Here is a 25,695-nt window from a genome sequence, read left to right as displayed (position 1 = left end):
TATAGAATCCGGAAAAGTTAGACTTAACTAGTCCAAAAAAAGGAGAGACAGCAAATGACTTATGATGCTGGACATTATGATGTAATCGTAATTGGTGGTGGCCATGCTGGTTGTGAGGCAGCTTATGCTGCTGCACATCGCGGAGCTAAAACATTAATGCTAACGTTAAATTTAGATATGCTGGCCTTTATGCCATGTAATCCATCGATTGGTGGACCGGCTAAAGGTGTTGTTGTCAGAGAAATTGATGCCCTCGGTGGTTTAATGGGAAAAGTTATAGATAAGACATATATACAAATGCGTATGCTCAATACTGGAAAAGGGCCAGCAGTTCGTGCTCTTCGTGCACAGGCAGACAAACCACTATACATTCAAGAAATGAAGAGTATTTTAGAAAATGAGCGAAACCTCACGTTGAGACAAGCGATGGTCGAGAGATTAATTGTTGAAGATGGCGTATGTAAGGGTGTCATTACCGAAACTAAGGCAGCTTATTATGCAGATTCAGTTGTCATTACGACTGGAACGTTCATGCGTGGCCGAGTTATAATTGGGGATCTTTCTTATGAAAGTGGTCCTAACAATCAACGTGCTTCTGTCAAACTTTCTGAGCACTTAGAGGAGCTAGGATTTGAATTAGTGCGATTTAAAACAGGTACACCTCCAAGGGTAAATAGCCATACCATTGATTATTCAAAAACAGAAATTCAACCTGGAGACGACAATCCAAGGCATTTTTCATATGAAACGACTGAGGCGATCCTTGATCAGATTCCTTGTTGGTTAACATACACAAATGAATTTACTCATAAAGTCATTGATGAAAATTTAAATCTTTCTGCTATGTATTCAGGAATGATTAAGGGCACTGGTCCTAGGTACTGTCCATCGATTGAAGATAAGGTTGTAAGGTTTAACGATAAACCTCGTCACCAGATTTTCTTAGAACCTGAAGGAAGAAATACTGAGGAAATTTATGTGCAAGGCTTATCAACATCCATGCCTGAATATGTCCAACGAGAGATGCTACGTACCATACCAGGTCTGGAAAATTCAGAAATTATGAGAGCAGGCTATGCAATTGAATATGATTCTGTTGTTCCTACTCAATTATGGCCAACGCTTGAATTGAAAGCAATTCCAGGATTGTTTACTGCTGGTCAAATTAACGGTACATCCGGTTATGAGGAAGCGGCCGGACAGGGATTAATGGCTGGTATAAATGCTGCTTCAAGGGCTATGGGTAGAGAATCGTTCATTCTAGATCGGTCTCAGGCATACATCGGAGTAATGATAGACGATTTAGTTACTAAAGGTACCAATGAACCATACCGATTATTAACATCTAGAGCTGAATATCGTTTACTTCTTCGTCATGATAATGCAGATATTCGTTTAACGGAAATTGGTTATAACATAGGGATGATATCCGAAGAACGATATAAGTTATTTGCGGAGAAAAAACTTCTAATAGAAAAAGAACAAGAACGATTAGCTGATGTTATGTTAAAGCCAACGGAAGAAGTTCAAAAAGTAATCGAAAATTCAGGTGGAACAGCGTTAAAAGAAGCTATTAGAGCTCTAGAATTGTTAAAAAGACCTGAAATAAAATATGAAATGATCGAACAATTAACTCCTGCTGAACAAGAGCTGCCATGGGATGTAAAAGAACAAGTAGAAATTCAAATTAAATACCAAGGTTATATCGCTAAGTCTAACCAGCAAGTGGAACGGATGCTGAAGATGGAGAATAAGATTATTCCAGAAAATATCGATTATGATGACATCAGTGGCATAGCTACAGAGGCAAAGGAAAAATTCAAAAAAGTACGTCCATTATCAGTTGGTCAGGCGTCAAGAATTTCAGGAGTTAATCCTTCAGATGTTTCCATTCTACTTGTATATATTGAGCAGGGGAGAATAGCACGTGTTTCGAATGAATAAAAAACGAAGGAATTGATTATTGGTATGGAAGTAAACACCTTTCTTAATGTATTAAAAGAACATGGGATAGAGCTTTCTGAAAAACAGATAAAACAATTTGATATTTATTTTAAGACGCTTGTTGAGTGGAATGAAAAAATGAATTTAACAGCAATTACTGACAAGGAAGAAGTATATGAAAAGCACTTTTATGATTCAATAACTGCATCGTTTTACTATGATTTTTCAAAAGAAATCAGTGTATGTGATGTAGGGGCAGGTGCTGGATTTCCAAGCATTCCATTAAAAATTTGTTTTCCTAACATTAAGGTAACAATTGTAGATTCCTTACAAAAAAGGATTACTTTTTTAAATCATCTCGCTAACCAGTTAGAGTTAACAGGAGTTTCTTTTTATCATGATCGAGCAGAACTATTTGGTAAGAATGAAAAATTTAGAGAAAAGTTTGATGTTGTCATGGCAAGAGCTGTTGCTAGAATGACTGTCCTTTGTGAGTTGTGCATACCTTTATGTAAAACAAAAGGTACTTTTATTGCTATGAAGGGACCAAATTTAGAAGAAGAGATGAAAGATTCCAAAATGGCTTTGAAGTTATTAGGTGGAGAACGGAATCAGGTGCACACGTTTCAATTACCAAATGATAATGGCGAAAGAAGCATTGCCTTGATTAGAAAAGTAAGAAAAACACCAAATAAGTATCCAAGAAAACCAGGTGTTCCAAACAAAACGCCTATAATCTAACAAGAGGACCTTCCTATTTCGGAAGGTTTTTCCTATAAATGTTGTAACTTGCAACATTATTTGATCATAACTAAAAGAAATGACTTACTATATATTTTTTTAAAAACAATGTCAAACATAGAACAAATGTTCCATTTTAATGTTTTTTAATTAAAGATTCATTCAAAAATAAATTTCATCCTTCTATGAGCAGTATGCTAACATTATCTGAATTTTGTTCTATATTTAATTAAGTTGATATGAAATACAGATAGGTTAGAAAAATAAAATAATCACAAATATACTATATCGTTATTATATATGATAGAATAATAGAAGAAAAATAGTTAAAAAATTAACAAAAAATGTTGTCTTAAAACCTCTATGTTTCACGTGAAACATTTTCGCTGGGGGTAAAACATGGATAACCTAGGAACACTTAAAAAGGTGGTGTCTGTATATGTTACACCCTTTCAGCCGTATATTTGGCATAGGTGAAAAATCAGATGAGGGATTAGAAACCGAATATCTTCCAGATGAAATTATTCAAATTCCAGTAAAACAAATTGAACCAAACCGCTATCAGCCGCGTTCTGTTTTTAATAAAGAAAAAATAGAAGAATTAGCTCAAACTATACATACACATGGGTTGATTCAGCCCATTGTTGTTAGAAAGATTGAACAAGGGCAGAGTGGTTATGAATTAATAGCTGGAGAACGAAGATGGAGAGCTGCACAATTTCTTGAATGGGAGAATGTGCCAGCTATAATACGGGATATGTCGGAAGCCGAAACAGCATCTGTTGCTTTAATTGAAAATTTACAGCGTGAAGAATTAACAGTAATTGAAGAGGCAAGAGCGTATGGTCGTCTACTTGAAATACACGGACTAACACAAGAAGCATTGGCACAGCGATTAGGTAAAAGTCAATCTACTATCGCTAATAAAATGCGCCTACTTAAACTTCCAGAACCTATACAGCAAGCTGTTTTGGAGAAAAAGATTACTGAAAGACATGCTAGAGCTTTAATTGGTTTAAAAGACCCTGATATACAGCTAAAGCTATTAGCAGAAATCCTGGAGAGGGATTTAAATGTTAAACAAACAGAAGAAAAAATCATTAAAATTCTAGAAAATAAACCCAAAAAGAAAAAACCAAAGCTAAAGGGTTTTAATAAAGATATGAGAATTGCAATGAATACTATAAGGCAGTCTCTTAACATGGTAAGTGATACAGGAATTGATTTAGAAACAGATGAACAAGACCATGAAGATTATTATCAAATAACGATTAAGATCCCTAAGAAAAAAAGTTAATAGTTATTTTCCCCATCTTTATTTCTAAGATGGGTATTTTTTGCACTTTACTAGTATTAAATGTATTTTGCTCTGTATTTAGGGGGGAATTTCTACTGTTTAGTATGAATTTTCAATGCATTATTGGTGGAAATTCTTCTCATTACAAACAAAAGTTAGTTTAATTTAAAACAAATCTATTAAAAGTAGTTCATTTAGTTAAAAAAATGATAGAATAGTTAAATAAAGATTTATAAGTAGGTAGGTGACACCATGGGAAAAGTAATCGCCGTTGCAAATCAAAAGGGTGGCGTTGGAAAAACAACAACAGCAGTAAACTTGAGTGCTTGTATAGCATATCTAAATCATAAAGTACTGTTAGTTGATATCGATCCACAAGGTAACGCTACTAGTGGAGTTGGAATCAATAAAGCTGATATGGATCAGTGTATTTATAATGTTTTAGTTGAAGATTTAGAAGCTGAAAAGGTTTGTGTTCCTACATCTGTAGAGAATTTAGACATTATTCCGGCTACAATTCAACTAGCAGGAGCTGAAATTGAGTTAGTACCCACCATATCTAGGGAAGTTCGATTAAAAAAGGCGATTGATAGTGTTAAAGATCAGTATGACTATGTAATTATTGACTGCCCTCCATCCCTTGGTTTATTAACTATAAACTCATTAACTGCTGCTGATAGCGTCTTAATTCCAGTTCAATGCGAATATTATGCATTAGAGGGATTAAGTCAATTGCTTAATACTGTCCGATTAGTGCAAAAGCATTTGAATAAGCAATTAATGATTGAAGGCGTACTATTAACAATGTTGGATGCAAGAACTAATTTGGGTATCCAAGTTATTGAAGAAGTGAAAAAATACTTTCGAGATAAAGTATATCGGTCAGTTATTCCTAGAAACGTAAGACTAGGAGAAGCTCCAAGTCATGGTCAGCCCATTATTCTTTATGATCCGAAATCTCGAGGTGCGGAAGTATATCTAGACTTAGCGAAGGAAGTGATTGCGAATGGCGAGAGGATTGGGCAAAGGAGTTAATGCTTTTTTCCCTGAGTTAGATACAAGTGAATCAGATTCTGTCCAAGAAATTTCAGTGAAAGAGTGTAGACCAAATCCATACCAACCAAGGAAAACCTTTCATGCAGATGCAATCGAAGAGTTGAAGGATTCTATTATTGAATATGGGATTTTACAACCTTTAATAGTAAGAAAAAGTATCAAGGGTTATGAAATTGTTGTTGGCGAAAGACGCTTTCGAGCTGCAAAAGAGGCAGGGTTAGAAGTAATTCCAGCCATCGTAAAAGAATTAACAGATGAAAAAATGATGGAACTAGCGTTGCTTGAAAACTTACAACGTGAAGATCTGACACCGATTGAAGAAGCTAACGCCTATGCTAATTTAATGCGTGAACTCAAGATAACTCAAGAAGAATTATCTAAAAGGTTAGGTAAGAGTAGACCACATATTGCTAACCTCGTAAGGTTGCTATCATTACCAGACAAAGTGAGTGCCTTAATCAATAATGGAGAACTATCAATGGGACACGGTAGAGCTATGCTAGGGTTAAAGGATAAAACAAAATTAAATGCTCTTATTGATAAAATAAGAAATGAAGAATTAAATGTTAGACAAGTAGAGCAACTAATAATTAAGATTAATGAAAATGCACCTCAAACAAAAAAACAAAAGCCAAAGAAAGATGTTTTTCTTGCAGAAAGAGAAAGTATCTTAAGAGATCATCTTGGTACTGGTGTAACAATCCATAAAGGGAAGAGAAAAGGAAAAATCGAAATCGAATTCTTTTCTGACGATGATTTAGAAAGAATCCTGGATTTTTTCCAAGCTAAATAGTTTTGTAAAGTCTGACATGTGAAAACCATCTACATGTCAGACTTTATATATGTCCGGAAAATGTTAATGTTTCACGTGAAACATTTTATGAAAATGAGCAATTAATATAGAGCAATTAAATGGAGATGTAGTTATGGTATTATTCGGTACACTAGTAAATGGCCTATGTATTATATTAGGGACACTATTAGGTTTGTTTTTTACTAGAATCCCAGATCGTTTTAAAGAAACAATTATGAATGGGATAGGCGTTGCGGTTCTGTTAATAGGATTTCAAATGGCTTTTCAAACTTCTAGCATTGTTGTAGTCCTCCTGAGTATTCTTACTGGAGCTATATTGGGAGAACTATTTCATTTAGAAAGAAAATTAAACAATATTGGCTCTTGGATTGAAAATAGAGTGAAACCAAAACAAGGATCTACAATAGCTCAAGGATTCATTACTGCAACGTTAATCTTTGTTGTCGGAGCTATGTCAGTTGTAGGTGCATTGGATAGCGGTCTACGTGGGGATCATGAAGTGTTGTTGACGAAATCTATTTTAGATGGATTTGTATCTTTAGTACTAACGACCACTCTAGGAATAGGAGTGGTATTCTCAGTAGTTCCGGTGGTGTTATTTCAGGGAACAATTGCTTTATTAGCGACTAATATCGAACAATGGTTGCCGGAAGTGTTTTTAAGTGGTTTTATTGTTGAAATGACTGCGACGGGTGGGCTTCTAATTGTTGCAATAGGGCTAAACCTATTAAATATCACGAAAATTAGGATCGCAAATTTATTACCATCTCTCTTAATGGTTGGTTTTGTCTATTATATATATCAGCTTATAACCCTTTAGATGTTAGCAACCATGCTAGCATCTTTTCCTTTATTAAATACGGTTTTCTTTTGTAAGTTGAATATCATAAAAAAATGGAAGATAGTTGTTAAACCTGAAGAAATCTAATTTTTAACCAATCTCTTTTTTGTCCGAAAAAGTAAAATAATATCAGTTTCTGACTTACTTTACTTTGCTATGTCCAAGTGAAAGAGGAGGGGATTGGGTATTCTTATCTCTTTTTTTAGATATTGCTCTATCTAGAAGGATGAGGGAATTTGTAATTTTTTTTGCCATCTGCATAACTAAAAATAGACGTGTGTTTTGTAAAACAAATTGCTCCATGTAACCGCTAATATTAACAACACCAGTAATACTTACGTCTCCAACATCCGGAAGTTTTTTCTTTACTGCAGCCCCAGGTCTTAAAGGTCCGAATGTTGTGGTTATGGTTCCAATAGATTTTGTCTTCCCCAAGCAAGCATCAATAGCAATAATGAACGGATTAATATTGTTCTGGTGTACTTCTGATAACCTTTCTCTTAAATTTAAAGCATGAACTGGATTTTCTAACGTACCATAGACAGAAAAATTTTTGTTTTTCCTTTCAGTTAACAGCGTACCAGTTAACGGACCTAAAGAATCACCAGTAGAACGGTCTGTACCAATACATACAATAACTATACTCAAATTACTCTCTGGCAGAAAGCCTAAGATAGTATCACGCATTTGAATAGGAGTTAAAGGGTTTTCGTAATTAAATCTTCCTACTTCAGTAGAATTTTTGCTCATTAGATTCATAGCTTCTCCTCCACAAACATAATTGTATAAGTATACGGATTTTTAATTGAATCTATTCATCAGAGGAAAAAAGAATGTGGAGGAAAGATTATGTGGAAATCTGGATTCAAATGGATGTTTTTAGTTATAGGTACAACAATTGGTGCCGGATATGCTTCTGGTAGGGAGTTATGGCAATTTTTTGGTGATGAAAGTGGACTAGCTATAATGCTTTTTGCAATTTTGTTTTCATTGTGTTGCTACGTAATTTTAAAAATTAGTCATGAAAATGATTCAACTCACTATCTACCAGTTTTACGTATTATTGTAGGAGAAAAGTTATCTTATTTATATGATGGTATGATAATGATTTATTTATTTACTACAACTGTTATTATGTTAGCGGGAAGTGGTGCAACATTACAGGCATTTCATTTGCCTAATTGGTGGGGTGTATTGTTAATTGTTATACCGTTAGTTTTAATTTTTGTGTGGGATATTAAAGGAGTACTTTCATTAAATAGTATTATTCTGCCGCTATTAATCGTGGGCTTGTTATCCTTACTACTAATGTTTACAATACAGCAACAGTTGTCATTTCTTCCAGAGTTAGACAAGCAGAGAAATTGGACAGCTGCCTTTCCGTTCACTGCTTTAAACATATTACCATTAGTAGCGGTATTAGGTGCAATTGGCAATCAAACGAAAAGTAAGGGTGAAATATGGATTGCCAGCATTGGTAGTGGTTTAGTATTAGGGGTAATTTCGTATCTGTACAATAATAGTTTAATTCAGATATCTGATGAAGTATTACTATATGAGATACCGTTATTTGCTATATTAAGACACTATCCTTATGTAATGTTTTTATTTATTACGATCCTTCTGTGGTTGGCAATTTTCACAACTGCAGTATCGGGGACATTGGGTCTGATAACAAGAATTAGGAGTATGATTAAAGCTCCTCTATGGTTACTAGCCGCCTGTACATTAACAGCAATGATTCCACTAACTAAAATTGGCTTTGCAACTTTAATAGAATATTTATATCCGTTATATGGTTTGCTTAATTTATATGTTCTTTCAGCTTTAATTCTCTATCCAATTATAAATCGGTACAAAGTGGGGCAAAAATGATAGAATATGTATATAGATTAAGTGCTGGAGGAAGAGAAGTGGATTTCTTAAAAAATCAATGGTTTGACATATGGGAAAGAATTTCTGGTCCTGATTTATGGTTGGTAATGGGGAATGGTTTACTTAGAATTTTACTAATAATTATTCTTGCTGGATTAGTGGTTCGGATAGGATCTTCAATTTTGAATAGAGTATTTCGAAAAAGAGACCATGGACCATTTAGAATCACAGAAAGAAGAGAAAATACTTTAAAAAAACTTGTTCAAAACGCACTAAGTTATGTCGTCTACTTTACTGCATTTTTAATGGTACTAGACACGTTGACAATTCCAATTGGTGCACTGTTAGCGGGTGCAGGTGTTGCGGGTCTAGCAATTGGTTTTGGGACACAAAACCTTGTGCGAGATATTATTACAGGATTTTTTATTATATTTGAAGACCAATTTTCAGTAGGCGATTATGTGCTAACATCAGGGGTAGAGGGAATAGTTGAGGAAATTGGTTTAAGAACAACAAAAATTATGAGTTGGACGGGGGAGCTACACATTATCCCTAATGGGAACGTAACACAGGTTACAAACTACTCCATTCATAATAGTATTGCTGTCGTAGATGTTAACATTCCATATGAAACAAATATCGCCAAGGCTGAAGGTGTTATTCAGGATTTACTAATAGGAATGCCTGAAAAGTATCCGCAGTTAATAAATGTACCAGAATCCCTTGGAGTTCAAACTTTGGATACGTCACACGTAGTACTTCGCATAATTGCAGAGGTTAATCCTATGGAACATTGGGGAATGGCTCGTATCATTAGAAAAGATGTTAAAGCTGCATTTGATCAAAACGGTATCGATATTCCATTACCACGACTTGTGATGTACTCTAGAGATAGTATGGATCCGATTAATGAACAATAAAATAGAGGTGAGTAACGTATGCCTGAAAAGGATTATCAAATAAATGATATTGTACAAATGAAAAAGCAGCACCCTTGTGGCGAGAATCGCTGGAAAATAATTCGTATGGGGATGGATGTGCGAATAAAGTGTGAAGGGTGCGGACATAGTGTGTTAATCCCTCGGAGAAAGTTTGAAAGTAAATTTAAAAAGGTATTGGAAAGAGTGGAAGAATAAATAATGTTCCACGTGAAACAAATAAAACATTTTCATATATAGAAAAAGTTAATTATAAGATCATAAATTAACCAATTAATAGAAAAAGGTAATTAGAAAATAAGAAAACACAAGTCTTTTTCCCTTGTGTTTTCTTATTTAGATAGCTTGTCATTTTATTAAAGTATATCTATAATTGGAAATGACTGAAACGTTCATATGAGCAGTACCCTTAAGGAGTGGAAGTTTTAATGGCATTAACAGCAGGAATAGTCGGACTACCTAATGTAGGGAAATCTACATTATTTAATGCAATAACGCAAGCGGGGGCGGAATCGGCAAATTACCCTTTCTGTACAATTGACCCGAATGTTGGGATTGTTGAGGTTCCGGATTATCGTTTAGCAAAATTAACAGAGTTGGTAAAACCAAAGAAGACTGTATCAACTGCATTTGAGTTTACTGATATTGCAGGAATAGTAAAAGGCGCAAGTAAGGGAGAAGGGTTAGGAAATCAATTTCTCTCTCATATTAGACAGGTAGATGCAATTTGTCATGTGGTTCGCTGCTTCCAAGATGACAATATCACACACGTATCTGGTAAGGTAGATCCTATCTCGGATATTGAAACAATCAATTTAGAATTAATATTAGCAGATTTAGAAACAGTAACCAAAAGAGCACAACGTGTTGAAAAGTTAACAAAACAGAAAGATAAGGAAGCAGTTGCAGAATATGAAGTGCTTATGAAGTTACAGGAAGCATTTGAGGAGGAAAAGCCAGCGCGTGCTGTAGATTTCTCTGACGATCAAACAAAAATTTTAAAAGGTCTACATTTGCTAACAAGCAAACCAGTGCTTTACGTTGCCAATGTTGGAGAAGATGAATTGTTAGAAGCGGATGAAAACCCAGCTGTAGAAAAGGTGAAAGCATTTGCTGCTAACGAGGAAGCTGAAGCCATCATAATTAGCGCAAAAGTAGAATCAGAAATAGCTGAGCTTGATGGTGAAGAAAAAGCAATGTTCTTGGATGAGTTAGGTATTGCAGAATCAGGGCTTGATCAGCTAATCAGGGCCACTTATCACCTACTAGGGTTGGCTACTTATTTCACAGCCGGTGAGCAAGAGGTTCGAGCGTGGACTTTCAAAAAAGGGATTAAAGCACCACAGGCTGCTGGCATTATCCATACAGATTTTGAAAAAGGCTTTATTAGAGCAGAGACAGTATCATACGATGATCTTGTCGATGGTGGTTCTATGTCAGCTGCAAAGGAAAAAGGTAAAGTTAGGCTAGAAGGTAAAGAATATTTGGTGAAAGACGGCGACGTAATCCATTTCCGTTTTAATGTGTAAGTCTAGATTACTCTATTTTTAAAAAATTAGTTTTGGGAAATTTAATTTTAGCTAAATCCCAGTATATCTTGAAAGGTACTTGCACTTTACTAGTTACTTTGATAGAATTATACATTGTGAGTAATTAACATTACTCCTTGCCCCTTTACCGAAAGGGGCCGCTAAGACCAAAAGGAGGTGCAAACGGATGAGAAAATATGAAATCATGTACATCGTCCGCCCAGATATTGAGGAAGAAGCTCAAACAGCTTTAGTAGAGCGTTTTAACAACATCCTTACTGAAAATGGTGCGGAGATCGAAAAAGTTGAAGAAAAAGGCAAGAAGCGTCTTGCTTATGAAATCAACGATTTTCGTGATGGATACTATGTTTTAATTAACTTTAAAGGCGAAGAAAAAGCTATAAGTGAATTCGATCGTCAAGCAAAATTCTCTGATGATATAATTCGTCACATGGCTATTCGCCAAGATGAACAATAATAAGGAGTGGTTCTGATGTTGAATCGTGTCGTACTCGTCGGCAGGTTAACGAGGGATCCAGACCTACGCTATACACCAAATGGAGTGGCAGTCGCCAACTTTACCTTAGCTGTAAATAGACCTTTTTCTAACCAGCAAGGTGATAAAGAAGCTGATTTCATTAACTGTGTGGTTTGGAGACGGGCAGCTGAAAACTTAGCAAACTTTATGAATAAAGGAAGCTTAGTTGGAGTTGATGGACGCCTGCAATCACGTAGTTTTGAAGGTCAGGATGGAAAAAGAGTATTTGTTACTGAAGTAGTGGCAGATACAGTTCAATTCTTAGAAACTAAAGGTTCTTCTCAAGGTGGAGGACAAGGGTCAACTGGATCTCAACCTAACCAGAACCAAAATCAAAACAAACCAAACAACAATGATTATGCTAATCAGAACGAACAGGATCCGTTTAAAGATAACGGAGAACCTATTGATATATCGGATGATGATTTACCATTTTAGAATAAAAGGGGGTAATTCCTATGGCAGCTCGTCGTGGTCGTGCAAAACGTCGTAAAGTGTGTTATTTTACAGCGAACGGTATTACACACATCGATTACAAAGATGTAGATTTGCTAAGACGTTTCGTTTCTGAACGCGGAAAGATTCTTCCGCGTCGTGTAACTGGAACATCTGCAAAATATCAACGTAAATTAACCAGAGCAATTAAACGTTCTCGTCAAATGGCATTATTGCCATACGTGAGCGAATAAAACTAAAGTCCATTTAGCACATTTTGATGCTGAATGGACTTTTTTTGATAAATTTTTTGCTTTGTATCACTGTACGTACAAAAAAACATGAAGTATAATTTCTAAGTAATAAAAGCAATTTAAATAAGCCAATAAGGTAAACGGTTACATTCTGTTTATTTGAAATATGTGTTGACAATAGCTTTTATTCTGCTATTATAAATGAAAATTCAAAATTATTTAATAACTATATAGAAGAAGATAAATTCATTGAATTAAGAAGCTTAAGAGAACTGGTGGTTGGTGCAAACCAGTGTTTCTACCAATGAATGGCACTTTGGAATAGGCAGATTGAAATAGAAGTAGGTCTGTTCGGAGCATGTCCGTTATACATGGCACCAATGAAGGCTGTTCTTTTGGAATAGCGAAAAAAGGGTGGTACCGCGTGAGTAAAACTTTTCGCCCCTTACCAAGTAAGGAAGGGGTGGGAAGTTTTTTTGTTTTACAATAAAATCTAATGATAGAATATGGCTCTATACTAAATGGTGGTGTACTTAGTTCTATCAAACGTTTATATTCTTGAAAAGGTTATTCTTCAATCAGGAAAAAAGTAAGAAATAAGTAAATACTAATAACCTCACAAGGATAGTGAGCTAGATATTTTAGGATAGTTATAATACAGGAGGGTTAATAATGATATTTAAAGTTTTAATTAGCGATCCATTGAGTGAAGAGGGTATTCAGCCCTTACGAGAGGCTGATAATATTGAAGTTACTGTAGAAACAAACTTAAGCCCCGAGCAATTAAAAGAAAAGATAGGACAATTCGATGCACTGTTAGTGAGAAGTCAAACTAAGGTGACCAGAGAAATCATTAGTAGTGCTACCAATTTAAAAATTATTGGCCGAGCAGGGGTAGGTGTAGATAACATAGATTTAGATGCAGCAACAGAGCATGGAGTGATTGTTGTTAATGCACCTGATGGAAATACAAACTCAGCTGCAGAACATACAATGGCGATGTTAATGTCACTAGCAAGAAAAATACCTCAAGCCTATTATGCGTTAAAACATCAGAAGTGGGACCGTAAGTCACATGTTGGTGTAGAGCTGAAGAATAAAACATTAGGTGTTGTAGGTTTAGGAAGAATTGGCGCGGAAGTTGCTGCTCGTGCTAAAGGGCAACGAATGAAGATCATCGCATATGATCCCTTTTTGACTGAGGAGAAAGCAGAAAAGATGGGAATTGATTATGGTACCGTGGAAGATGTGCTTCGTAAAGCGGACTTTATTACGGTTCATACACCATTATTAAAGGAAACGAAACATTTAATCAATGCAGATGCGTTCAAAATCATGAAAGATGGTGTACAAATTATTAATTGTGCACGAGGTGGAATTATTGATGAGGATGCATTATATGATGCAATTGTAAATAAAAAGGTAGCTGGTGCAGCACTTGATGTGTTTGAAGAGGAGCCAGCAGTAAACCATAAATTATTAGAGCTTCCGGAGGTAATCGCTACTCCACACTTAGGAGCTAGTACAATCGAGGCTCAAGAAAATGTTGCAATTGATGTTAGTGATGATGTTGTCAATTTTCTAACTGGTGGACTCGCCCGAAACCCTGTTAATCTTCCATCTGTACCAAAGGAGTTAATGAATAAGATTGAGCCGTATTTTCTTTTATCAGAGAAATTGGGAGCTTTCCTAACGCGTTTAACAGTCGATGTTATAGAAGAGGTAAACATTTACTATTCAGGTGAACTAGCAGAAGTAGAGGTAGCACCGTTGACAAGAAATACTTTAAAAGGACTACTTAAACGACACTTAGGAGAACACGTAAATGATGTTAATGCATCATTCCTGGCAGATAAAAAAGGAATAACAGTTAATGAACATAAAACGAGCTCCACAAAAGGGTTTACCAATTTACTGACAGTAGAGGTTAAAACTAAAAAGGCAACTAGACTTGTTTCAGGAACATTACTTAATGGACTTGGTGCTAGAATAGTGAAAGTTGATAACTACAGTGTTGATGTAGTTCCTGAAGGCCACCTTGTATTCATTAGGCATAAGGACCAACCGGGGGCAATTGGTCGAGTTGGTAGTTTATTAGCAGAACAAAATATCAATATTGCGACAATGCAGGTGGGTAGATCAGATGTCGGTGGTGATGCAATTATGATGTTAACTATTGATAAAAATTTAGAAGAGTTAGACTTAGAAAAACTAAATGATTTGGCTGATATTTATGGAGTAGTTGCTATTGACTTATAAACTATCTAATTGAATCTTTAAGTTGTTATAATTCTTATTTTAAAATGCTGTATCCATAATCGAAAAAAGCAGATCATTCATTTTTTATAATGAGTGATCTGCTTTTTTTACTCTTCTTTAAGTTCAGATAAGATCGGAAAAAGGTCATTTAGATTGTTAATCTCATAATTAGGAACTACGGTGTCCAGTTGTTTGTCCTCACGATTAATCCATATTGTTTTTATTCCAGCCCGGTTTGCCCCTAAAATGTCGGTCATTAAATTGTCGCCAACCATAATAACCTCATCTTTAGATTTGGAATTTAGCTTAAGGGCATGTTCAAATATATTAGGGTCAGGTTTGCCACGCCCATATGCACCAGAAATAACAATATGGTCAAAATATGGCGCTATTTCCGGAGTGATTCTCAGCTTTGTGTATTGCAAATCAGGAGAACCATTAGTAAGCAATAATAATTCATAGTCGCTCTTTAACTTTTCTAACACGCTGAAAGTTTCTTCATAAACAAAAGGATGTCGTTGTCGTTCAATTGGAAATTGCTCAGCTAACTTTTCGCCAAATACTGGATCATCAATGCCAATAGCTAATAACCCTTTTATCCAAGCGTTTTTTCGATAAGACGGTGCTATTTTTTTTAAGGCCCTGAAGTCATCACTATCATCTAAGAAGTTACCCCAAAGGCCTTCGAAAGGGTTTATTCCTATCATTTTTGTAAATGGGTAAGTGGCATAGGATGAATAGAGCTTTGTAGCTTCTTTTCGCACCGCATCCTCTAAAAGCCCTGGATCGACACCATATTTTTCTTGTGCGAGTTGACATGTTGAAATAAAAGCATGCTTTATACTTTTCTTGTCCCATAAAAGAGTGTCATCTAAATCAAAGAAAATGGTTTTAATCATTTGCATACCTCCATATAGTAGTAAGTAAATCCCTATAAATTATTGATTAAGACAAACGAGCTATTAATTATTATAATAGCAAACATGTCAGTATCATATAAATATTCTAAATTTTTTCATAAAACTTTGAGAAACTGTATTGGTCATTTATTAGATTTTTAAATCACCTTTTTAGTTCTAGGTCAAAAGCATTAATCAGATATAGGGGATTGTTATTGTAAAGGGATATCATAATATGGAAAAGATTAAGATTTGTAAAAACTGATATATATCGGTTATAATCTATTAATGAGTTATGCTACAGAAATCATGTATAAGCAGTTTATTTAATTTAAAAAGCACAGCGCGAAAGCTGTGCTTTTTCTAACAATAATTTTAAGGGACTCATCACTACAATAATAATAGTTTATCTAAGATTGGACAATAAAGAAGAGGTGTCACTTTAATGCTTGAAAAGAATCTAATCAGACAAGGTACTATGCTAGGCGCTATTTTTCTAGTGCTACTATTTCTATCAATTTTCGTTCCATTTGTAGGATTCATCACCTTATTTATATTGCCAATACCGTTTATTATTTTTTCTGCACGATATGGATGGCAGCCTTCAAGTATACTATTTTTCATTATTATATTAATCGCATCAATTCTTGCAATGGCGGTTTCTATTCCACTAACAGTGTTAACTGGCCTAGGCGGAATATTAATTGGAAGTGCCATACATCAAAAACTAACTCCATATGAAATATGGGCAAGAGGGACGTTAGGGTTTGCTTTGGGATTTGTTTTCATTTTTCTCTTTTTACAATTAGTGTTTAATATTAATTTATTAAATGAATTTCAATTGGCAGTTGACGAATCAGTTGCAACTAGTAAAGAAATGCTGGCTCAATTCGGATTGGATCCATCAGCAGAAGATTTAGCTCTAATAACAGAACAGATGAATCACTTAATTAATTTAACACCTGTTGTGCTTGTTATTATTTCAGCAATTTTAGGTTTTATTACACAGTGGATTGGATATAAAGTGTTGAATCGATTAGATAAAATGGATCTGTATTTTCCACCATTTAGAAATTTTATGTTGCCAAAAGTTGTTATTTGGATTTATTTTATTGCTATTCTATTCAGTTGGTTTAACATTGAATCAGGTAGTATGATGTATCAAGTGGTGATCAATGTAACCAGCTTAGTTGGCTTAATCATTACGTTACAAGGTTTCTCGTTTATTTTTTATTACACCTATAAAAAGAAATTGTCAAAGGCAATACCTATCATTTCCATCTTAATTGCCGTCTTTTTACCTTTTATAGGACTTTATTTGATTAGAATCTTAGGTATAATTGATTTAGGATTCTCTTTAAGAGATCGATTATCCGATAGTAAGTAATCTTCGGATAATAATGTAGGAGTTGAATTCCATGCCGGATTTTTTTAAAAAGCCAGTTATGAGTAATCATTTATGGGTAATATACTCTTTAGCGTTGGTACTACTAGGGTTTCTTTGGTATTATCAATGGTTGTTTGGGTTGATTATGTCTTTATTATTAGTTGCGTCATTATATAACAGTATTAAATCTGAAAAAAATCAAATTAGTGAAACAGAGGAATACATTACAACCCTTTCTTATCGTGTGAAAAAAGTGGGGGAAGAGGCATTACTTGAAATGCCAATTGGTATCGTACTTTTTAGTGAAGACTTTATGGTTGAATGGACTAATCCTTATATGAACCAATTTGCTGTTGAAGATACACTTGTTGGTAAATCACTAAACGAACTATCCGAGGACTTTATTCCCAAGATAAAAGATGGCAAGAGTGAAACATGGTTAACTTTAGATGGGTATCAGTTTCAAACTTTGATAAAAAAGCAGGAGCGCTTACTATATCTTTTTGACCGTACTAAACAAACAGAAATACAAAACCTATATCATAATGAACAAACCGTATTAGGAATTATTTTTCTAGATAATTACGAAGAAATAAGTCAAGCAATGGATGACACTTCAAAAAGTAATGTGAACTCAAAAGTAACTACAATTCTAAATGAATGGTCAACTGATTATGGTATTTATCTCAAACGAATCTCACAAGAGCGTTTTCTTGCTGTTATGAACCAACAGATATTGAACCAATTAGAGAAATCAAAATTCGAGATTTTAGATGAAGTTAGGGAACTAATTTCAAATAAAAATGTACCATTAACATTAAGTATCGGTGTAGGTCTTGGTGGGGTTTCTATTCCTGCTTTAGGTGAGCTCGCACAATCAAGTTTAGACCTTGCGCTAGGTCGCGGTGGAGACCAAGTAGTTATTAAAGAGGAATCAGGGAAGGTTCGTTTCTACGGTGGTAAAACAAACCCAATGGAGAAACGAACAAGAGTAAGAGCTAGGGTTATCTCCCATGCATTAAAGGAGTTAGTACAAGATAGTGATCAAGTCTTAATTATGGGACATAAGTCACCAGATATGGATTCAGTTGGAGCAGCAATTGGAATATTAAAAGTTGCTCAGGCTAATGGAGTTGTAGGACGAATTGTATTAGATACCGATGATATCGATACTGGAGTACAGCGACTAATCGAAGAAATAATGGAGAATGAGGAGTTATGGTCTCACTTCATTGAACCTGATCAAGCTTTGGATATAGTTACTAAAAACACATTGTTAGTAGTTGTAGATACTCATAAGCCTTCTTTAGTAGCAGAAGAGAAACTATTAAGTAAAACAGAACACGTAATTGTAATTGATCACCATAGACGAGGTGAGGAATTTATAGATAGGCCAACTCTTGTCTATATGGAGCCATATGCATCATCAACTGCAGAATTAGTAACTGAATTACTAGAATACCAACCGAAGAACCTAAAACTCAATATGCTGGAATCGACCGCATTACTTGCAGGAATTATCGTTGACACAAAAAGCTTTACATTACGTACTGGTTCGCGAACATTTGATGCAGCATCCTATTTAAGATCAAAGGGTGCAGATACAATTCTTGTTCAAAAGTTTTTGAAAGAAGATCTAGATATTTATGTAAAACGAAGTCATTTAATTGAAAACACAACGATATATCGTGATGGAATTGCAATAGCCACTGGTCAAATTGGTCAGACGTTTGGACCTGTAGTGATTGCTCAAGCTGCAGATACACTTCTTACAATGAGTGGAATTGTTGCGTCCTTTGTTATTTCTGAAAGAAAAGATGGTAGGATTGGCATTAGCGCTAGATCTTTAGGTAGCGTGAATGTTCAGGTTATTATGGAAAAGATGAATGGTGGCGGGCATCTTACTAATGCGGCAACTCAATTAGAAGGTGCAACGATTGAAGATGCTAATGCACAATTAAAAGATATTATTGACGAGTACTTTGAAGGGAGTAAATAAACATGAAAGTAATTCTTATGCAGGATGTTAAGGGTAAAGGAAAAAAAGGCGAAGTTAAAAATGTTTCCGATGGTTATGCAAGAAATTATCTTTTGAAAAACAATTTAGCTATCGAGGCTACTAGTGGGAATGTAAAAGCTCTTGATGCTCAAAAAAACAAAGAGCAAAAGATGGAGCAAGAAGAAGTAAATGAAGCCAACGAGCTTAAAGCGAAAATTGAAAGTCTAACTGTAGAGTTAAAAGTTAAATCCGGAGAAGGCGGGCGTTTATTTGGTTCGGTAACAAGTAAACAAATAGCAGAAGAACTAAAGAAAACACATAAAATTAAAATGGACAAACGTAAAATAGAATTGGACAACCCCATTAAATCATTAGGCTATACGGATGTACCCGTAAAAATCCATCCAGAAGTTACTGGAACTATTAAGGTACACCTAACAGAGGAATAGGATACTTAATCCTCTCACTATATCCAAATATAATTAAAAGAAAATAAATCTTCTTAGAAAGGAGCAGAGAAGCATGAGTGAATGGAATGATCGTACACCCCCTCATAATATTGAAGCAGAGCAGGCTGTACTAGGTGCAGTTTTTTTAGAGCCTGAAGCCCTTTCTAATGCTTCAGAATTACTAATACCTACTGACTTTTATCGAGCAAGTCACCAACGGATCTTTGGTGTTATGATGAGTCTTTCAGATAAAGGCGATCCAATTGATTTAGTTACTGTGACGACTGCTCTCGCTAATGAACGGGTATTAGATGAAATAGGTGGTGTTTCTTATCTAAGTGACTTAGCAAACTCTGTTCCTACCGCTGCTAACATTGTGTATTATAGTAGAATAGTAGAGGAAAAAGCACTTTTAAGAAGGTTAATTAGAACAGCAACAGATATTGTTACGGATGGATTCACCAAAGAAGATGAGGTTGAGGAAGTCTTAAATGATGCAGAGAAGAATATTCTAGAAGTCTCTCATCGAAAGAATTCCGGAGCATTTAAAAATATTAAAGATGTATTAATTGATGTCTATGACAATATTGAGCAGTTGCATCACAATGATCTAGACGTTACCGGTGTTCCGACTGGGTTTAGAGATCTAGATAAAATAACATCTGGATTTCAGCGAAATGATCTAATCATTGTTGCTGCTCGACCGTCTGTTGGTAAGACAGCATTCGCTTTAAACATTGCACAAAATGTTGCTATAAAAACAGATGAAAATGTTGCTATTTTCAGTTTGGAAATGGGTGCCGATCAGCTGGTTGCTCGTATGTTATGTGCAGAGGGTAATATTGATGCGCAACGATTAAGAACAGGTAACTTACAGTCAGAAGACTGGGGTAAGTTGACAATGGCAATGGGTAGCCTTTCTAATGCAGGCATATTTATTGATGACACCCCTGGTATTCGCGTTAACGAGATACGATCTAAGTGTCGTCGTTTAAAGCAAGAGCATGGATTAGGAATGATTTTGATTGATTATATGCAATTGATACAAGGTAGTGCTAATTCCAAGGAAAACCGTCAGCAAGAGGTATCTGAAATATCTCGATCATTAAAAGGTTTAGCAAGAGAGTTAAATGTACCTTTGGTAGCACTTTCTCAACTTTCCCGTGGTGTAGAGTCAAGACAGGATAAGCGACCAATGATGTCCGATTTACGTGAATCAGGAAGTATTGAGCAGGATGCTGATATTGTTGGATTCTTATATCGTGATGATTATTATGATAAAGAATCAGAAAAGCAGAATATTATTGAAATAATTCTAGCAAAACAACGTAATGGTCCGGTTGGAACAGTAGAGTTAGCCTTCGTAAAAGAGTATAACAAATTCGTAGATTTGGATCATCGTTATTCAGAAAGTGATGTACCGCCTGTAGGAGCGGGTGCTGCAAGTGGGGCATAACTATTAAATAAAAGCTAACTTTAATTAGTTAGCTTTTATTTCGTTATAGGACTTTACTACAATGCATTGGTAAAGTAAAATTAAACTGAAGAAACTTTTGTAAATACGAACAAAAGATTAGTAGTTTAATTTATTGTTCGTTAATAAAATTGACTTTACCTATTTCGATTGATAAAATTACATTGTTGCAAAGAAAAACACTAAAAAAAGCGGAGGTGTCTGTATGTCCTCAGTAGTTGTTGTAGGAACCCAGTGGGGGGATGAAGGAAAAGGGAAAATAACAGATTTTCTTTCACAGAATGCAGAAGTTGTTGCCCGATATCAAGGTGGTAACAATGCTGGTCATACGATTAAATTTGACGGAATTACATATAAATTACATTTGATTCCCTCAGGGATCTTTTTTAATGAAAAAACGTGTGTACTTGGAAATGGAATGGTTATCGATCCTAAAGCCCTAGTAGAAGAAATACAGTATTTACATGACAAGAATGTTAGCACTGATAACCTGAAAATAAGTAACCGTGCACATGTCATTTTGCCTTACCACTTAAAGTTAGATGTACTTCAAGAAGAGGAAAAAGGTATTAATAAAATAGGGACTACCAAAAAAGGGATAGGTCCTGCATACATGGATAAAGCTGCTCGGATGGGTATTCGGATTGTTGATTTACTTGATAGAGATGCATTTAAAGAGAAATTAGAGCAAAACTTGAAAGAAAAGAATCGGTTATTTACAAAGGTGTATGAAACGGAAACAATTGAGGTTGAGGATATTCTGGATGAATACTATGAATATGGTCAACAAATTGCGAAGTATGTATGTGATAGCTCAGTAGTATTAAATGATGCTTTAGATGAAGGAAGACGAGTTTTGTTTGAGGGAGCTCAAGGTGTAATGCTGGATATTGACCAAGGTACATACCCATATGTAACCTCATCTAATCCCATTGCCGGAGGAGTTACTATTGGTTCAGGCGTAGGTCCATCTAAAATTGATCACGTTGTTGGTGTTTCCAAAGCGTACACAACTCGCGTAGGGGATGGTCCGTTTCCAACTGAATTAGATAATGAAATAGGTATTCAAATTAGAGAAGTTGGACGAGAGTATGGTACAACAACAGGAAGGCCACGCCGTGTAGGTTGGTTCGATAGCGTTGTCGTTCGCCATGCAAGAAGAGTAAGTGGTATTACAGATCTATCATTAAATTCAATTGATGTTCTGACAGGAATTGAAAATTTAAAAATCTGTACTGCATACCGTTATAATGGTGAAATAATAAATGAATTTCCAGCAAGCCTAAAAGTATTAGCAGAATGTGTACCTGTATATGAAGAATTACCAGGATGGGATGAAGATATTACAGGTGTAAAAAGTCTAGATCAGTTGCCTGAGAACGCAAGGCATTACCTAGAAAGAATATCTCAATTGACAGGCATTCCACTATCAATTTTTTCTGTCGGACCTGATCGTACACAAACTAATGTAGTGAGAAGTGTATACAGTTAACACTTATAAATGATGGGGAGCGATTATTCGCTCTCTTTTTTTTGTGAAATATGTATAATTTATGAATTTTATTTCAATAATGGTAATGGTACAGCAAGATAATACACTGTTCTTATACTTTTATTTACAATTTTAGCCTAAAAGACTACCAAAAAACTATTGAAATAGAGTCTAATTGGACTAGCTTGTAATATTAATAGGAACAATTGTAATATACCTGCAAAATATGAGGAAAAAAAGTTGTCTTTTTTAATATTTAGTAACAATTTACACCTTATCAATGGTTATTGCAGTAGTAATAAGGGTAAATTTGGAAGTTATTATACAGTTTCATTACATTAGGTCAAAAGGGGTTTAATAATCTACCATCTCTGTGTTAGATTATAGAAGGTGTTAGTAGATTACTAATATACTTATATTTTAATTCTGTTTATTAAAGTTATCGGGAGGATAAGAACATGTTGCGTTCTAAGAATGATGTTCATCCAAGAGTTAAAAACAATTCTTATGGATTTATAAAGAAAACTGCATTAATAACATGTCTAAGTATGGGAGTAACATTTGGTGTTGTCTATGCAGACGATTCCGAATTAGATACTGTATTTCATGTATATATAAATGGTGAACATGTTGGGATGGTAGATAGCAAGCAAGTAATACAATCCTACATAGATCAGATGATTGAGGAGCAAAAAGAAAATTATGAAGGCTACTCTTTAACCGTAGGTGAAGAAATTTCTTATGTTACCGAAAAAGTGTTTGAGCCAACTTCATCTAACAAGCAAGTTATGGATATAGTTCAAGAAGAACTTTCTGTTAAAGTAAATGCTTATGAAGTTAAAATAGGCGATAAGGTTCTAGGTTATTTTAAAGACCAAGAAACTGCGGAAGCTACTTTAACTTATTATAAAACGAAATATGTTGAATTAAAGACTCTTGAAAGAATTGAAAATGTTACTGATAATAATCAAGAAATAGAATCTTCTTTATCTGTAGGTGATTCTAAAGTAATAGACGTCCAACTATCAGAAAAAGTTTCTTTCTCACAACAAAAAGTTTTACCACAGGAAGTAATTTCTGAAGAAGATGGTCAAACGTTGCTAGAAAAAGGAACTCTCGAAGATAAGAAACACAAGGTCGCAGAAGGTGAAGTACTAGGATCTATTGCTAGCAAATATGACCTAAATATCGAGACAATTTTAAAATTAAACTCTGATATAACAGAAGATTCTGTTCTACAAATCGGTCAAGAAATTAACGTGACAGACTACCAGCCATTCTTAGATGTTATTGTTAATGAAGAAGAGCTAGTAGAAGAGACAATAGGTTTTGAAAGAGAAGTAGTATCATCAGATAAGCTTTACAAAGGCGATACAAGTCTCAAGCAAGAAGGTCAAAATGGTAAGAAGGAAGTACATTACGCAATAGAAAAGAAAAACGGCAAAGTTGTTTCAAAAAATATTGTTGAAACAAAAGTAACTCAAGAGCCGGTAAAAGAAATTACGATTAAAGGAACTAAGGTAGTCCCTTCACGAGGAACTGGTCAATTCCAATGGCCAGCAGTAGGGGGAAGAATTACTAGCCATATGGGTCCAAGATGGGGAACTTACCATAAAGGAATGGATATTGCCGGTGTTAGTAATCGTGCAATTCTTGCATCAGATAACGGTACAGTCGCATCTGCCGGCTGGGATGGTGGTTATGGTAATAAGATTGTAATCAACCATAATAATGGCTATAGAACAATATATGCTCATTTATCGTCAATTAATGTAAGTGTTGGTCAAACAGTTGTTAAAGGTAGCACGATTGGTTCAATGGGATCAACTGGCCATTCAACTGGTGTTCATTTACACTTTGAGGTTCACAAAAACGGTAGTCTTGTGAATCCAGCAAGTCTATTCTAGAAAATGTTATCTACAAATCTATATACCTTTTAAATAAAGATAGTAAACCCTTATTGCTTGAAAAAGTATTAAGGGTTTTTTATATAACGTCTGTTTACTAAAAGACATTGCTTTTAACACAAAATCTATAGACTCCGACGTAACTATTGATAATTTTTTTCACTTTTCCTTAATCGGCTGCTATGTTGATTTGCGCTTCGGGCAGTCGCTTTCCGCGGGCAACGCTTCAACTTCCTCGGAAGAAAACCGCTTCCTGCGGGATTTTCAGCCGTCGCTTTTCCCGCTGGAGTCGACTGCCCTGCGCTTCAATCAACCACTATATAAGAGTAAATATCTAGTTGTTTGGTTATTGTAATTCTCAAAAACAGGAATAAATTACGTAAGATATACATGGATAATCCTCAAAAATATAACCAATTCCCCTTCGTGCGGGTAGTCATATTTCAGGGTATAAAAGGTTTTCTTATAGTTCAATTCATTTGAACAGAAAGCTACTTTAAGCTTCGGAAAAATGCGACACTCCTCGAAAATATAAAGCAATTTTCTTCGTGTGTTGCAAATTCACGGATGTCATTTCGGGTCCTATGGGAAAGGGAGTGTTTTTCCGAAGCGATGGAAGATCACTCATCCTATAAAGGATGGGGGTAAGCACGACAAAGTTAAGACGCTTTTTTCATCAACTCCGAAGATTAATAAGCCTCAGAACTTTCGAAAAAACAACTTTAGGAAAAGAACTCAAAAAATATATAGATATTTTAATGTGGATCTTGCTTTGTTCGTTTTAGCAAATGAAAGACTTTTGAACTAAAATGCGATAAAATAGAGTGTAATACAAGATGGGAAAAGGATGTGAGGTTGTGAATCAAAAGATATTAGTTGTTGATGATGAAAAACCGATTGCAGATATTCTAAAGTTCAACCTTGAAAAAGAAGGTTATCAGGTTATTTGTGCCTATGATGGAGATGAGGCTGTTAGATTAACTGATCAAGAAAATCCAGACCTACTCCTGTTAGATATTATGTTACCAAATAAAGATGGAAATGAAGTTTGTCGCGAAGTACGTAAAACGCACAATATGCCAATAATTATGATTACAGCAAAGGATTCTGAAATAGATAAGGTCTTAGGACTAGAGTTAGGTGCAGATGATTATGTTACGAAACCCTTTAGTAATCGGGAAGTTATCGCACGTGTTAAGGCAAATTTAAGAAGGCAACAACATGTTCCGGAAGATAATACAAAAGCGAATAAGGATATAAAAATAGGTAGTCTTGTAATACATCCTGATGCCTATACAGTTTCTAGAGATGGAAAACAAATAGAGTTAACACATAGAGAATTCGAGCTATTGCATTATCTAGCGCGTCATATTGGACAAGTTATGACACGTGAACATTTACTGGAAACAGTTTGGGGTTATGATTATTATGGTGATGTGCGAACGGTGGATGTCACTGTTAGAAGATTAAGGGAGAAAATAGAAGAAAATCCAAGTAATCCCCTATGGATCGTGACTAGAAGGGGTGTTGGTTACTATTTGCGTAACCCAGATCAGGAGTAAGGTTT

At 35.1% G+C, this 25,695-nt stretch carries 23 protein-coding genes and 1 other annotated feature; of the genes, 21 read left to right on the top strand and 2 right to left on the bottom strand.

The annotated features are described in order from the left end of the window. The first annotated feature begins 54 nt into the window (after positions 1–54). The 6 genes from mnmG (at position 55) to GH741_RS17270 (ending at position 6,672) form a co-directional block, all read left to right on the top strand. Positions 55–1,944, top strand: coding sequence for a tRNA uridine-5-carboxymethylaminomethyl(34) synthesis enzyme MnmG (gene mnmG / locus GH741_RS17295; protein WP_153738002.1), 1,890 nt, complete (start codon positions 55–57; stop codon positions 1,942–1,944). 24 nt (positions 1,945–1,968) lie between these two features. Then, positions 1,969–2,685, top strand: coding sequence for a 16S rRNA (guanine(527)-N(7))-methyltransferase RsmG (gene rsmG, locus GH741_RS17290; RefSeq protein WP_153738040.1), 717 nt, complete (start codon positions 1,969–1,971; stop codon positions 2,683–2,685). 439 nt (positions 2,686–3,124) lie between these two features. After that, on the top strand, positions 3,125–3,982 hold the full coding sequence (gene noc / locus GH741_RS17285; RefSeq protein ID WP_153738001.1) for a nucleoid occlusion protein: 858 nt from the start codon (positions 3,125–3,127) through the stop codon (positions 3,980–3,982). Positions 3,983–4,234: 252 nt separating this feature from the next. Then, positions 4,235–5,017 carry a ParA family protein gene (locus GH741_RS17280; protein ID WP_153738000.1) on the top strand — a complete coding sequence of 261 codons (783 nt, stop codon included), beginning with the start codon at positions 4,235–4,237 and terminating at the stop codon, positions 5,015–5,017. Then, positions 4,989–5,831: a ParB/RepB/Spo0J family partition protein gene (locus GH741_RS17275; RefSeq protein ID WP_153737999.1), complete on the top strand. Its 843-nt coding sequence runs from the start codon at positions 4,989–4,991 to the stop codon at positions 5,829–5,831. Before GH741_RS17280 ends, GH741_RS17275 begins: the two co-directional genes overlap by 29 nt. A 133-nt stretch (positions 5,832–5,964) precedes the next feature. Continuing rightward, on the top strand, positions 5,965–6,672 hold the full coding sequence (locus GH741_RS17270) for a DUF554 domain-containing protein (protein ID WP_153737998.1): 708 nt from the start codon (positions 5,965–5,967) through the stop codon (positions 6,670–6,672). 162 nt (positions 6,673–6,834) lie between these two features. On the opposite strand, the gene yyaC is transcribed toward GH741_RS17270, so the two are convergent. Then, entirely contained in the window at positions 6,835–7,452 is a 618-nt protein-coding gene (gene yyaC, locus GH741_RS17265; RefSeq protein ID WP_153737997.1) for a spore protease YyaC, read from the bottom strand. A gap of 90 nt (positions 7,453–7,542) precedes the next feature. Between yyaC and GH741_RS17260 the strand changes: the two genes are divergently transcribed. From GH741_RS17260 to serA, 8 genes are all read left to right on the top strand, one after another. Continuing rightward, positions 7,543–8,568, top strand: a complete 1,026-nt coding sequence (locus GH741_RS17260; RefSeq protein WP_153737996.1) for a YkvI family membrane protein — start codon at positions 7,543–7,545, stop codon at positions 8,566–8,568. Beyond that, positions 8,565–9,488 (top strand): mechanosensitive ion channel family protein, encoded by a 924-nt coding sequence (locus tag GH741_RS17255; RefSeq protein WP_153737995.1) that lies wholly within the window; start codon positions 8,565–8,567, stop codon positions 9,486–9,488. Before GH741_RS17260 ends, GH741_RS17255 begins: the two co-directional genes overlap by 4 nt. Positions 9,489–9,506: 18 nt before the next feature. Further along, positions 9,507–9,704 carry a DUF951 domain-containing protein gene (locus GH741_RS17250; RefSeq protein WP_153737994.1) on the top strand — a complete coding sequence of 66 codons (198 nt, stop codon included), beginning with the start codon at positions 9,507–9,509 and terminating at the stop codon, positions 9,702–9,704. 230 nt (positions 9,705–9,934) lie between these two features. Further along, positions 9,935–11,035: a redox-regulated ATPase YchF gene (gene ychF, locus GH741_RS17245; RefSeq protein WP_153737993.1), complete on the top strand. Its 1,101-nt coding sequence runs from the start codon at positions 9,935–9,937 to the stop codon at positions 11,033–11,035. 187 nt (positions 11,036–11,222) lie between these two features. Beyond that, complete coding sequence (gene rpsF, locus GH741_RS17240) at positions 11,223–11,513, top strand: 30S ribosomal protein S6 (RefSeq protein ID WP_153737992.1); 291 nt, start codon at positions 11,223–11,225, stop codon at positions 11,511–11,513. A 15-nt stretch (positions 11,514–11,528) separates the two neighbouring features. Continuing rightward, entirely contained in the window at positions 11,529–12,011 is a 483-nt protein-coding gene (gene ssb / locus GH741_RS17235) for a single-stranded DNA-binding protein (RefSeq protein WP_153737991.1), read from the top strand. Positions 12,012–12,031: 20 nt separating this feature from the next. After that, positions 12,032–12,262: a 30S ribosomal protein S18 gene (rpsR, locus tag GH741_RS17230; protein ID WP_153737990.1), complete on the top strand. Its 231-nt coding sequence runs from the start codon at positions 12,032–12,034 to the stop codon at positions 12,260–12,262. A gap of 222 nt (positions 12,263–12,484) precedes the next feature. After that, positions 12,485–12,711: a binding site (T-box leader), on the top strand. Positions 12,712–12,934: 223 nt separating this feature from the next. Then, positions 12,935–14,521 carry a phosphoglycerate dehydrogenase gene (gene serA / locus GH741_RS17225; protein WP_153737989.1) on the top strand — a complete coding sequence of 529 codons (1,587 nt, stop codon included), beginning with the start codon at positions 12,935–12,937 and terminating at the stop codon, positions 14,519–14,521. A 107-nt stretch (positions 14,522–14,628) separates the two neighbouring features. Here the strand turns inward: serA and GH741_RS17220 are convergent, their stop codons facing one another. Then, complete coding sequence (locus GH741_RS17220) at positions 14,629–15,420, bottom strand: HAD family hydrolase (RefSeq protein WP_153737988.1); 792 nt, start codon at positions 15,418–15,420, stop codon at positions 14,629–14,631. A 445-nt stretch (positions 15,421–15,865) separates the two neighbouring features. On the opposite strand from GH741_RS17220, the gene GH741_RS17215 reads away from it, so the two are divergent. From GH741_RS17215 to yycF, 7 genes are all read left to right on the top strand, one after another. After that, the gene (locus GH741_RS17215) at positions 15,866–16,807 is read left to right on the top strand and encodes a YybS family protein (protein WP_153737987.1); all 942 of its coding nucleotides are present in this window, start codon (positions 15,866–15,868) and stop codon (positions 16,805–16,807) included. A 31-nt stretch (positions 16,808–16,838) separates the two neighbouring features. Next, positions 16,839–18,806 (top strand): DHH family phosphoesterase, encoded by a 1,968-nt coding sequence (locus GH741_RS17210; protein WP_153737986.1) that lies wholly within the window; start codon positions 16,839–16,841, stop codon positions 18,804–18,806. A gap of 2 nt (positions 18,807–18,808) precedes the next feature. Further along, on the top strand, positions 18,809–19,255 hold the full coding sequence (gene rplI, locus GH741_RS17205; protein ID WP_153737985.1) for a 50S ribosomal protein L9: 447 nt from the start codon (positions 18,809–18,811) through the stop codon (positions 19,253–19,255). A gap of 73 nt (positions 19,256–19,328) precedes the next feature. Then, positions 19,329–20,711, top strand: a complete 1,383-nt coding sequence (dnaB, locus tag GH741_RS17200) for a replicative DNA helicase (protein WP_153737984.1) — start codon at positions 19,329–19,331, stop codon at positions 20,709–20,711. Positions 20,712–20,934: 223 nt separating this feature from the next. After that, on the top strand, positions 20,935–22,221 hold the full coding sequence (locus tag GH741_RS17195; RefSeq protein ID WP_153737983.1) for an adenylosuccinate synthase: 1,287 nt from the start codon (positions 20,935–20,937) through the stop codon (positions 22,219–22,221). 458 nt (positions 22,222–22,679) lie between these two features. Beyond that, positions 22,680–24,128: a M23 family metallopeptidase gene (locus GH741_RS17190; RefSeq protein WP_153737982.1), complete on the top strand. Its 1,449-nt coding sequence runs from the start codon at positions 22,680–22,682 to the stop codon at positions 24,126–24,128. A gap of 857 nt (positions 24,129–24,985) precedes the next feature. Next, positions 24,986–25,690 (top strand): response regulator YycF, encoded by a 705-nt coding sequence (gene yycF / locus GH741_RS17185; RefSeq protein ID WP_338079542.1) that lies wholly within the window; start codon positions 24,986–24,988, stop codon positions 25,688–25,690. The last annotated feature ends 5 nt before the right edge of the window (positions 25,691–25,695 follow it).

The sequence above is a fragment of the Aquibacillus halophilus genome (genome assembly GCF_009649745.1).
GTDB lineage: Bacteria > Bacillota > Bacilli > Bacillales > Amphibacillaceae > Aquibacillus > Aquibacillus halophilus.
This window is presented reverse-complemented; position numbering and strand designations above follow the sequence as displayed.